Annotated in this window: 9 protein-coding genes; 3 read left to right on the top strand and 6 right to left on the bottom strand. The window is 62.3% G+C overall.

Annotation, left to right across the window (positions count from 1 at the left end; all coding sequences use genetic code 11):
* From GDA49_01850 to GDA49_01830, 5 genes are all read right to left on the bottom strand, one after another.
* On the bottom strand, positions 1-1406 hold a 1406-nt coding region (locus GDA49_01850; protein MBC6439165.1), incomplete at its 3' end, for a hypothetical protein.
* 411 nt (positions 1407-1817) lie between these two features.
* On the bottom strand, positions 1818-3116 hold the full coding sequence (locus tag GDA49_01845; GenBank protein ID MBC6439164.1) for a hypothetical protein: 1299 nt from the start codon (positions 3114-3116) through the stop codon (positions 1818-1820).
* 263 nt (positions 3117-3379) lie between these two features.
* Entirely contained in the window at positions 3380-4609 is a 1230-nt protein-coding gene (locus GDA49_01840; protein MBC6439163.1) for a beta-lactamase family protein, read from the bottom strand.
* A gap of 322 nt (positions 4610-4931) precedes the next feature.
* Positions 4932-5288, bottom strand: a complete 357-nt coding sequence (locus GDA49_01835) for a DUF2165 domain-containing protein (GenBank protein MBC6439162.1) — start codon at positions 5286-5288, stop codon at positions 4932-4934.
* Between the two features lie 3 nt (positions 5289-5291).
* Positions 5292-6902: a peptide chain release factor 3 gene (locus GDA49_01830; protein ID MBC6439161.1), complete on the bottom strand. Its 1611-nt coding sequence runs from the start codon at positions 6900-6902 to the stop codon at positions 5292-5294.
* Between the two features lie 229 nt (positions 6903-7131).
* On the opposite strand from GDA49_01830, the gene GDA49_01825 reads away from it, so the two are divergent.
* Positions 7132-7590: a hypothetical protein gene (locus tag GDA49_01825; protein MBC6439160.1), complete on the top strand. Its 459-nt coding sequence runs from the start codon at positions 7132-7134 to the stop codon at positions 7588-7590.
* Positions 7591-7648: 58 nt separating this feature from the next.
* Here GDA49_01825 and GDA49_01820 read toward each other — a convergent pair whose 3' ends face one another.
* Entirely contained in the window at positions 7649-8983 is a 1335-nt protein-coding gene (locus GDA49_01820) for a hypothetical protein (protein ID MBC6439159.1), read from the bottom strand.
* Positions 8984-9219: 236 nt separating this feature from the next.
* On the opposite strand from GDA49_01820, the gene GDA49_01815 reads away from it, so the two are divergent.
* A complete protein-coding gene (locus tag GDA49_01815; protein MBC6439158.1) occupies positions 9220-10515 on the top strand; it encodes an O-acetylhomoserine aminocarboxypropyltransferase in 1296 nt (431 codons plus the stop codon).
* Between the two features lie 3 nt (positions 10516-10518).
* Positions 10519-11316, top strand: coding sequence for an alpha/beta hydrolase (locus tag GDA49_01810; GenBank protein ID MBC6439157.1), 798 nt, complete (start codon positions 10519-10521; stop codon positions 11314-11316).
* Positions 11317-11389 lie beyond the last annotated feature (73 nt).

Genomic DNA, 11389 nt, shown 5'->3' with positions numbered 1-11389 from the left:
CTGACAAGATATTCTCCACCCCCCCGGCGTCTTGACTCAACGGTTCCTGTCAGTGCTCCATGCACCAACAATGTTCCATTGTCATCGTACACCTTGCCTGCCAGATCGGCATCGTAATGATGACTATGGGCACCAAGATCAAGATAACCATCCAGGGTGCTGTTGATCGTCGTCCGATCGATCGTTCCACGACCTTCAAGAGTTCCAGGAATACCCCAACCGTTAGATTCCCGTACAAATTGGCTTGCCATTGTCGTGACCGTTCCTGCACCGAAATCGGCGTCGATTGTGAGGCTGCCAACGCCCTTATAAGGTGTACCACCATAACGGTAGGCAAAACCTATAGGCACACTGTAAAGATTGTCGACCTTGACATATCCTGTCAAGGTGCCTTTCCCATCCGGGAGAGCATCGGGTGCTGCAAGATGACCAGCATCCATCGCGGCACCAATCAAGGCAAGGTTATCGCGTTCCCTTGCAAAACGGCTGAAGTCCGAAGGAGGAGGAGAACCATACGATGGAAATGCAATTGTAGGAGGTGGCGGCGTGCCAAACCTGACGACCGAAACGGGCTTTTTGATCCCAGTCTGGATAGCGAAGAACTCACCATCTTCTATATCACTGGGAAGTCGCCGCCAACCATCAAACTTGGCACTACCGGGACGGTTCCACCCATTCTTATGGGTTCCGGTAACGCCTCCCCGTACCAGCAATCTCCCACGGTGATCGTACACCTTGCCTGCCATATCGGCATCGATGACGACCTCATAGATGCCGGTCTTACCACTCCCCTTGGGAACGTAGATCGTACCATCCAGGGTACTGCTGATTGTCGTTTCATCGATCGTTCCGCGACCCGTAAGAGCCCCGTTCATGGGAAGGCCCCCGACAGGTCTCTTCGGGTTGGAAACGATAAAATGGCGAAAACCGTTTACGGCTGTCGTGACCCTGCCTGCACCGAAATCGGCGTAGACCCTGAGATTGCCGACGATGTCACGATCATGGTCTTCGTCGACAGGATAGCCCATCCTGTAATATCCCTGCAAGACACCTTTCGCATCCGGGAGAGCATCCGGGGCTTCGAGACTGCCCGCTGCGACAGCGGCATCGATCGAACTCAAATCCCTGTCCAGCCTGCGAAATCCCCCCTCGGAGATTACTGTATCCTTGCCTACGGCAAATGCATTTCGATACAATCTGGATCTGAGGGTGAAAGAGGAAACAGAGGGGGCACCGACACCATCCAGCGTTACTGCTGCAGAGGCAGAAGCTCCCCTGTCGGATGCGACACCGTCAGATGCGCTGGGGACGCCATCATTCGCATCACTCGCCGAACCGGACGAACTGAGCGCGGAAGCCGTTGCAATCAGGACCATGCCTGCCGCAAGGTTCAGAAGTCTGTTCATTTCGATGTTCCTCCATCAGGTCTTCAGCTCATGTGCCCGTGGCCCGGTTTCCCGAGTCGGCCACTATCTTGCTGCATCCGACGTTACAAGTCAACACCATACGGCACCGCACGTCAACAATTTTTCCGGGCGCTGTCCTGGCTGCCACCCGAGCCTGTCGCAAAGGCCTCCGCACAAGCCTGATTTCGCCGGAGCCGATGGCCCTGCGCTTCCTGGCCGATGGCTCTGCGAGGTGGTGCTTGCCGGTGTCGCCGTGGTCCGCAACACCGGGGGCGATACAGCCATGGTGCGCGACCGGGGGCGATACAGCCATGGTGCGCGCCGCCAGTCCCGATGCCGCAGAGGCCACGGGCGGACAAACAACCCTGTCGTCCAGCGGTTGAAATTGATTCAATCTGAACGGGATATGCTCTAGTTCTGGACGGCATAAAACTCTCCATTTTCAATAGGGGATGTTAGTCCTGCGCCTTCCGTAACGTCTCCTTTGAAGATTCCGTGTACCAGCAATGTCCCATCGTTATTGTACACCTTGCCTGACAGCTCGGCGTCGACAGTGACCGTATCGCCCATGACACTGATCTGACCACCCAGGGTGCTGTTCATCGTCGTTCGATTGATCGTTCCGCTACCCCCAAGATTACCACCGTGGAAGTCGCTTACCCGTGCCGTGACCGTACGTTTATCGAAATCGGCGTCGATTGTCAGATTGCCAGCGGACAAAACATGCTTTGGATCTGAGAACAAACTTCCGGCCGAGACATATCCTGTCAAGATGCCTTTCCCCTTCGGAAAAGCCTTGGAACTGGGAGCTTCAAGATAGTCAGCGATGATGGCGTGGCGAATCAAGCCAAGATTGACGTATTCCCTGATACGTATGTCGCGGCTCATCGTTGAACCCGGGTTTCCTGCACCGGGTGGGGGAGTGTCAAATTTGACGACTGGAACCTTGACGTCTGGAACGGAGTTTCCTTTCCAGTCTTCGCTGGCGAAAAACTGACCATATCGAATGTTGCGAAAGACTTTATCCTTTGTGCCAATATCTTTATGTATCCTGGCCTGCTTTCCGGTAATCGCTCCGTATACCAGGGATTTCCCATCCTTACTGTACACCTTGCCACTCATATCTGCTTCGATATCTATCCGTGGAAGACCCGTGAGTATCTGGTTCTCCCGTAACCTGATCTGACCCTTCAGCTCGCTGTCAATCGTCGTTTTACTGATCGTTCCGGCACCCCAAAGACCCCCGTCCAGAGGAAAACCACCGACAGGTTCGGACGGATTGGAAACGTCAGAAACGTCAACGAGGCTGAGATGGCTTACAGCTGTCGTGACCTCACCTTTACCGAAATCGGCGTAGATTCTGAGATTGCCGACGATATCATAGGCGTCTCCCTTCATGACATGGCCAGTCCTGTAATAGCCTATCAGGAAGGCTTTCCTATCCAGGAGATCTTTTGGGGGTGCAAGAGAGCCCATGTGGACAGCTTTACCAATCTGATTCAGGTCTTTCTCCAGCTTACGAAATGCTGGCAGAGAGAATTTTGCAGGTCGACCTATGGTGGACCGATCCGGATCCAGCCTGGATTTGAGCGTGACAGAGGAGGCGGCAGACCCGGGGTCAGAAGCACTGGACCCGTCATTCGCCGAACCGGATGCGGAAACCGCTGCGATCAGGATCATGCCTGCCGCAAGAGTCAGAAGTCTGTTCATTTCGATGTTCCTCCCATAGGTCTTCAGTCGTGTGCCCGTGCCCCGGTTTCCCGAGTTCGGGCATCATGTTGATGCATCCTGTCCTGCGTGTCAAGAGCTTTTTTGGGTTGCTGCCCGAGCCTGTCGCGAAGGCCTCCGCACAAGCCTGATTCCGCCGGAGCCGATGGCCCGGCGCTCTGCACCGATCTGCATCGAAAGGCCCGGAACGGCGAGAGCACCGGGGGCGATCAGCCATGGTGCGCGCTGGCGATCAGTCGCGGCGATCAGTCGATCAGGGCCTGATTCACCAGCACGCGGAACGCGCGGCGGATGGGATAGCAGCCCGACGGGATGAGCTGAGTCATGAAGACGGCGGCGAGGTCCTCCATGGGATCGATCCAGAAGGCGGTCGAGGCCATGCCGCCCCAGGCGAACTCGCCGACCGACTGCATGGTGTTGCAGGCTGCAGGATCGATCACGACCGAAACACCGAGACCGAAACCGATGCCTGCGTAGCTCGTCTCCGAGAAGCGGTCCTGCCCCATGGTCGTGAGGTCACCGTCGTCCGGCATGTGATTGGTCGCCATGTACTGGACCGTGCGGCGGCCGAGCAAGCGTTCACCGTTCGACTCACCGCCGCCCCGCAGCATGTCGGCGAAGCGAAGATAGTCGTCCATGGTCGAGAGCAAGCCGACGCCGCCCGAGAAACAGATGACGTCGGAGACATAAGGGCTGTCCGCCGTGCCGTCGCTCAGAACCATGCCGTCGTCCGCCGTGTGGGCGTAACAGGGGACGAAACGGGCGAGGCGGTCTGCCGGAAGCTGGAAGAAGGTATCGCTCATGCCGAGCGGTTCGAAGATGTGGCGGGAGAGATAACGGTCGAAGCGTTCGCCCGACAGCACCTCGACGAGACGGCCGAGCACGTCGGTCGAAACACCATAGGTCCAGCGCGCACCGGGATGATGGTCGAGCGGGATCGACGCCAGGCGGCCGACGACATCGGCCAGCGTGCCGTCGCCGCATCTGAAGTGCAGGTTGTTGTCGTCATAGGCCTGCTCAAGCTGGCCGCCACACGAGAAGCCATAGGTGAAGCCCGAGGTGTGGCAGAACAGGTCCCTGATCGTGATCGGCCGGTTCGCCGGTTCGGTCTTCATGCCGTTCTCGTCCTCGGCGATGCGTACCTCCATTTCGGCGAGTTCGGGGATGTAGGCCCCGATCGGATCGTCGAGCTGGTAGAGCCCCTGCTCGTAAAGCTGCAACGCCGCGACCGCCGTGATCGGCTTCGACATCGAATAGATGCGGCAGATGGCATCCGGCGTGATCGCGCGACCCGCTGCGACATCGGCCAGCCCGACCTGATCGCGCCACACGACCTGGCCGTGACGGATGATCGCCGCTGCGGCCCAGGGCAGCTTGCCCGCATCGACATAGCCCTGCATCCAGGGCCGGATGCGATCGAGACGCGCTGACGCCATGCCGACGGTTTCCGGTGACGTGGTGGGCAGGTCTGTCATGGCGTTGTCCTCCGGTATCAGAAGTTCTTGGGAAGTTTCCGGGAAGTTTGTGGGGAGTTTGTGGCGCGGCACGCTGTCAGCGGTCGATGCCGTCGCCCGGCCTTCCTGGCCGTCCATTGCCTGAACGCAAGCATCTCAAGACCGCCGACGCGGCGCTCGTGATACTGCGGCAGCATGTCGGGATAAAACGCGGTGCGAATGTCGTCTGCATCAAGGACGAGCATTGAGGACGAGCATCATGGCCAGGTCAAGGCCTTCCATGCTCATCACCGTCACCGGATCGGTCGCACACCGTGGCTGTCGCCGGCACGACCGCAGAGCCTCATGCGCCAGTCTCGCGCTCGGGCTGGATCAGGAAGAGCAGCGTGATGCCACCGGCCAGAAGGAAGCGGGCAGGCGATGCGCGGCGGTGCCGGACGAGCTGCACGATCCCGGCCCAGCAGATCAGCCCGGCTGCCGTTTCGGTTGCGATGATGCCGAGATAGGCGATTGTCTGGATCGTGGGATCGGTGATGGCGCGCCATATCACGCCGGGGCTCTGGAACGTCGTATCCATCGCCAGCACGTGCTGCACGAAGGGCCAGTTGCTGTCGTAGTCCGTGATGTTGCCGAAGGCGATCAGCGTCAGCAGCAAGGTGTAACAGGCCAGAAGCGCAATCTTGCAGAGCCGGACGGCCATGGCTCAGGCCGCTTCGGCAGTGGCCGTGTGGACCTGCTCCTTGACCTTCAGGAAGGCGATCCCGGGCGCATCCTCCTGCGCCTTGTCGAGATGCCAGGCGTTGCGCGCCAGGAACACCGGCTGGCCGGCGTGATCCCCAGCCATGGCCGAGCGGTTCCTCTCGGCAAAGTCCTTGATCGCCTGGTGCGAGGCACCGTCGAGCCAGCGGGCGGTATGGAGGTTGGCGGGCTCGAAGCGCACCGGCACCCCGTACTCGGTGCGGATACAATCGGCCAGCACGTCGAACTGCAGCGGGCCCATGACGCCGACCACCCAGTCGGCGTCCATCACCGGCTTGAAGACACGCGCCGCACCCTCCTCGGCGAGCTGCCGGAGCGCGCGGCCAAGGTGCTTGGCCTTCATCGGATCGGTCGCCCGAACGCGCTGGAGATGCTCCGGCGCGAAGCTTGGGATGCCGGTGAAGGCGAGCTCCTCGCTTTCGGTCAGCGCATCGCCGATGTGGAGGTTGCCGTGGTTCGGCACACCGACGATATCGCCGGCGAAGGCCTCCTCGGCAAGCTCGCGGTCCCGGGCAAGGAAGATCAGCGGGTTGTGCATCACGATCTGCTTGCCGGTGCGGTGATGCTTCAGCTTCATGCCGCGCCTGAAGTGGCCCGAGGCCAGACGCACGAAGGCGATACGGTCCCGGTGCCTGGGATCCATGTTTGCCTGGATCTTGAAGACGAAGCCCGAGACCCCGGTTTCGGTCGGTTCGATCGGACGCTGCACCGTCGGCTGCGCGCACGGTGGCGGCGCATAACCCGCGAGCCCCTCGAGCAGCTCGCGCACCCCGAAGTTGTTGAGCGCACTGCCGAAGTACATGGGCGTCAGGTTACCGGCGCGATAGGCATCCATGTCGAACGCCGGCAGCAGGCCGCGCGCCATCGCGACCTGCTCGCGCAGCGCGGCGACGGCATGGGCGGGAAGAAGCGCGTCGAGCCTGGGATCGTCGAGCCCCTCGCAGGCGATACCTTCCTCCACGGTCTCGCCCCCGGTCCGCGCGACCAGGATGAGCCGGTCGTTGATCAGGTCGTAGCAGCCGAGGAAATCGCGCCCCATGCCAATCGGCCAGCTGGCCGGCGTGACCTCGATCTGCAGGGTCTGCTCGACCTCGTCGATCAGCGCGAACGGGTCGCGCGCCTCGCGGTCCATCTTGTTGACGAAGGTGGCAATCGGCATGTCGCGCAGGCGACAGACCTCAAAAAGCTTGCGCGTCTGCGCCTCGATGCCCCTGGCGGCGTCGAGCACCATGACCGCGCTGTCGACGGCGGTCAGCACGCGGTAGGTGTCCTCGCTGAAATCCTCATGACCCGGCGTGTCGAGCAGGTTGAAGGCGCAATCGGCGTAGCGGTAGCTCATCACCGAGGCGCTCACCGAGATGCCGCGCTCCTGCTCAACCTTCATCCAGTCCGAGCGCGCGCGACGCCGGTCACCGCGCGCCTTCACGGCACCGGCAAGCTGAATCGCGCCACCGAACAGCAGCAGCTTTTCGGTAAGCGTGGTCTTGCCCGCGTCAGGGTGGGAGATGATCGCGAAGGTGCGCCGGCGCGCGACCTCGGAGTCGAGGTTGGTCATGGGAGTGCCGAACGGAATGATTGACCCGTTATGTCGTGGATGTGCCTCCGTTGTCCAGTTCAGAACGCGCAACGCGACGCCGGATTGCTCCGGTGCCTCCCGTTGGTGCCTTGCCGTTTCGGCAAGGCTTGCCGTTCTGACGCACGCCTCGATCGAACGTGACCTGGACAGCACCGTGCCAACACACTATCTGCAAGGAGAGGGACCGAAGGAAACACGGCGGTTCATAATGAAACGTCTTTTGAGCAGAGGCGCGGCCCTCGCCGCGGTCGCGGCACTTGCGCCGCCGGTGTCGGCCGATGACATCGGTTCGATCATCACGCCGAGCGGCGTGAGCGTGCAGACACATGTCGAGTCCGGTGACCGCCTGGTCATCGCCGTTGTGCCAACCATGGATGTCAGGCTCAACGGGCGGCTCGGCATCGGACTGACGCCGCTGGACGACCAGATGATCTGGCTCGACGAGATGCCCAGCGTCCTGATGGTCGAGGGCGATCACTTCGACGGTGCCGTCCTGCAGACCCTCACCTTCGATCCGGCCCACCTGAACGGCAGTTCGTCGCTCGGCATCACCTTCGGTGCCTGCCTTCCGGTCTCGGGCGTCTGCATCCTCGAAGAGGCCAAGGTAACGCTTGCGCGGAGCACAGAGGGTGACGTCAACCTCACGCTCGCGGGAATCGCGCCCTAGATCCGAACGGGATATGCTTCAGCAAGGACTCAGAGCATCTTCACCCGTCCAGATTGCTTCAATCTGAACGGGATATGCTCCAGGCAGGCACCTGGTGCCAGGTGCCGTCGCGCCCGAGGAACTCGGCACCATCGTTGCGATAGAAGCTCTCGGCACCGGCATCCCGGGCGATCTGCAGCATGGCCGGCAGGGCCACGCCCTTCGTCTCAAGGCGCCCGATCACCGAGCGGACCCCGAGGGTGTCGAGCATTTCGAACGGGCCCTGACGCCAGGCAAAACCCCAGCGCATGGCACGGTCGATGTTGACGACGTCGTCGGAGATCTGCGGGATCAGGCCCGCCGCGTAAAGCAGCGTGCCACCCATCAGGTCCCGCGCGAAACCGCCGACGGTATCCTCCGATCCCATCAGGCTCTGCAACGCGCTGTGCTTGTCGTCCAGCGCGGGTTCTTCGGCAAGACGCCAGTCCCCGGCATCGAGATCGAAGGTTTCCCTGATCCGTGAGCCGTCGTCGTTCCTGGTGACCTTGTAGAAGCCGCCGCCGGTCTTCCGGCCGAGCTGCCCGCGCTCCAGCATGGCCTGCTCCTCGGGCGGGAAGGAGGTGGTGGCAAGCCCCTCGTCGCCCGACGGCAGATTGGCCGCCAGGTTCCTGCCGACGAAATCCATCACGTCGAGGCCGATCAGATCGATCAGGCCGTAGAGCCCGGTGCCGGGCAGGCCGACGGGTGCGGACATGACGGCATCGATCGTCTCCATCGAAAGGCCGTCGTCGAGACGCGCCTTGCGCGCCTTGTGCAGGCCCGAGAGCATCCAGAAGCAGCCGATGCGGTTGCCGATGAAGTTCACCGTGTCCTTGGCATGAACGACGCCCTTGCCGAGCTTGTCAGACCCGAACGCCGCCATGGCGTCGACCACATCGGATGTCGTGTCCTCGCCGGGCACGACCTCGAGCAGCTTCATGACCTTCACGGGATTGAAGAAGTGGGTGACCACCACGTCGCGGCGGAGCCGTTCGGGCTTGTCCCTGGTGATCGCGCGCAGGGGAATGCCGGAGGTGTTGGTCGAGATGACAGAGCCGTCCGAACGTGCCGCCTCCAGCTTGTCGAAGAGATCGCGCTTGGTCTCGAGATCCTCGATCACGGCCTCGCAGATCCAGTCGTAGTCAGCGATCCGCTCGATCTCGTCGAACGTGCCGGTCTCGATCAGCCTGGCACTCCCGGGATCGTCGATCGCCGGGGAGCGACCGCCGGTGATACGCTCCATCGACCTGGCGACGGCCTGCTCGTCGATGTCGAGCAGCAGCACCTTGATGCCCGCATCGGCGCATTTGCCCGCAATACCGGTTCCCATGGTGCCGCCGCCGATCACGGCCACCGACTTGATCTCACGTGTCATCGTTGTCTTCCCGAATCGCGTTGCCGCTGGAGCCGATCGCACCCAGAGCAGATTCACGCACTTCGTTGGAACCGCAAACGATTCCAACGAAGTGCGATCCGCTCTAGGTACCTCAGCGTTGCCGTGCGGCCAACCCTCACCCTCCCACGCCCCTGGCGCGGGAGGGTGAGGGTCGAAGCGGTGGACCCCCGGACGGTCAGCGTTTACGGTCCGCCGTCCCCAGACGGAGCAGGCCCATGGCGGGATCCAAGCATGTCGGCTTCGACACCCTGTCGTTGCATGGCGGTCAGCAGCCCGACCCCGCGACCGGAGCGCGGGCGGTACCGATCTATCAGTCGACCTCCTATGTCTTTCCCGACACGGACTTCGCCGCCGCGCTCTACAATCTCGAACGGCCGGGCCACATCTACAGCCGCATCTCGAATCCGACCGTCGCGGTGCTCGAGGAACGCATTGCGGGCCTCGAAGGCGGCGTCGGTGCGGTCTGCACGGCAAGCGGCATGGCAGCCCTGCACCTGGGCATCGTGACGCTGATGGGCCAGGGCGGTCATATCGTGTCGTCGGGGTCGCTCTATGGCGGCTCGAACTACATGTTCAACTATACCCTGCCGCGCTTCGGCATCACCGCAACGCTGGTCGACCCGCGCGATCCCGAGGCCTTCCGCAAGGCGATCCGACCCGAGACACGCCTGCTCTACGGCGAGACCCTCGGCAATCCGGGCCTCGAGGTGATGGATATACCGGCAATCGCCGACATCGCGCACGAGGCGGGCTTGCCGCTGATGATCGACAACACTTTTGCCACCCCCTTCCTCTTCCGGCCCTTCGAACACGGTGCCGACATCGTCATGCACTCGGTGACCAAGTTCATGGGCGGGCACGGCGTAGCGATCGGCGGCGCGCTGGTCGACCGCGGCGCGTTCGACTGGGAGGCCTCGGGCAAGTTCCCGACGCTCACCGAGCCCTACGAGGGCTACCACGGGCTCGACTTCGCCGAGGAGTTCGGACCCGGCGCCATGATCATGCGGGCCCGCGCGGAGGGGATGCGCGACTTCGGCCCCTGCATGAGTCCGCAGAACGCGTTCTACCTGCTGCAGGGGCTCGAAACCCTGCCGCTGCGCATGGAGAGGCATGTTGCCAATGCCCAGGCGATTGCCGAGTTCCTCGACGGGCACGAGGCCGTGGAGAGTGTCGGCTATCCGGGGCTGCCGAACCATCCGGACCACGAGCTCGCCAGGACGCTTCTGCCGAAGGGTGCGGGCGCAATCTTCAGCTTCGAGATCAGGGGCGGACGCAAGGCGGGTGCCAGGTTCATCGAATCGGTTCAGCTCTTCTCTCACCTCGCCAACGTGGGCGACGCCAAGTCGCTCGTGATCCATCCCGGTTCGACCACCCATCAGCAGGTGCCGGCCGAAGAGCTGAAGGCCGCCGGCATCTCCGAAGGCCTGATACGCCTGTCGATCGGGCTTGAGGATGTGAACGACCTCAAGGACGATCTCAACCGCGGCCTGCGCGCCGCCATGAAGGCCTGACCCATGGCGCTCGAACTCTCCGTCGATGGACAGACGATCTTCGCCGCGACCGGCGGCAAGGACTTCGATCCCGGGCTTCCGGCCATCATCTTCATCCACGGCGCCTCGATGAACCGAACGGTGTGGTCGGCCCAGGCGCGTTACTTCGCCCATCGCGGATACGGCGTGCTTGCGCCCGATCTTCCCGGGCACGGCAACTCGGAAGGCGATCTGCTGCCGTCGATCGAGGCGATTGCAGACTGGATTATCCGCCTCATGGATGCCGCCGGTCTCAGGAAGGCTGTTCTGGCCGGCCACTCCATGGGATCCCTGCCCGTGCTCGAGGCGGCGGCGCGCCATCCCGACCGCATCGAACGCATCGCTTTGCTTGGCATTTCTGTCCCGATGACAGTGGCCGATGCTCTCCTGGACAACGCCGAGGCCAACCACCCTTCGGCCTACGACATGGTCACGATCTGGGGCCACTCGAAGCGCGCCCAGATCGGCGGCAATGCCGCACCGGGCATCCGGGTCACCGGCGGCAGCCTGCGCCTGCTCGAACGCGGCGGCGACGGCGTGCTGCATAACGACATGAAGGCCTGCAACGACTACACTGGCGGGCTGGAGGCGGCCGCCAGGGTGAGCTGCCCGGCAACCCTGATCCTGGGCGACGGCGACATGATGACCCCGCCCCGGCGGGCAAAGGATCTGATGGCCGCCATGCCCTCTGCCCGGATGATCGTCCTGAAGGACTGCGGCCACATGATGATGTCCGAGCAGCCCAACGAAACCCTGGACGCCCTGATCCGCGCCGTGGGATAGAGCGGATCGCACCTGGCTGGAACCGCCTGCGGTTCCAACTGAGTGCGTGAATGCGCTCTACACCTAAAGACCC

It is taken from the genome of Rhodospirillales bacterium (genome assembly GCA_014323865.1).
Taxonomy (GTDB): domain Bacteria; phylum Pseudomonadota; class Alphaproteobacteria; order SP197; family SP197; genus SP197.
Note: the sequence above shows the minus strand (reverse complement) of the source record. Positions and strands in the feature narration are given on the sequence as shown.

What these genes read in the sequence shown, in the direction of transcription:
- GDA49_01845 (MBC6439164.1), bottom strand. Translation starts at nt 3,116, where the DNA reads ATGAACAGACTTCTGACTCTTGCGGCAGGCATGATCCTGATCGCAGCG.
- GDA49_01840 (MBC6439163.1), bottom strand. Translation starts at nt 4,609, where the DNA reads ATGACAGACCTGCCCACCACGTCACCGGAAACCGTCGGCATGGCGTCA.
- GDA49_01835 (MBC6439162.1), bottom strand. Translation starts at nt 5,288, where the DNA reads ATGGCCGTCCGGCTCTGCAAGATTGCGCTTCTGGCCTGTTACACCTTG.
- GDA49_01830 (MBC6439161.1), bottom strand. Translation starts at nt 6,902, where the DNA reads ATGACCAACCTCGACTCCGAGGTCGCGCGCCGGCGCACCTTCGCGATC.
- GDA49_01825 (MBC6439160.1), top strand. Translation starts at nt 7,132, where the DNA reads ATGAAACGTCTTTTGAGCAGAGGCGCGGCCCTCGCCGCGGTCGCGGCA.
- GDA49_01820 (MBC6439159.1), bottom strand. Translation starts at nt 8,983, where the DNA reads ATGACACGTGAGATCAAGTCGGTGGCCGTGATCGGCGGCGGCACCATG.
- GDA49_01815 (MBC6439158.1), top strand. Translation starts at nt 9,220, where the DNA reads ATGGCGGGATCCAAGCATGTCGGCTTCGACACCCTGTCGTTGCATGGC.
- GDA49_01810 (MBC6439157.1), top strand. Translation starts at nt 10,519, where the DNA reads ATGGCGCTCGAACTCTCCGTCGATGGACAGACGATCTTCGCCGCGACC.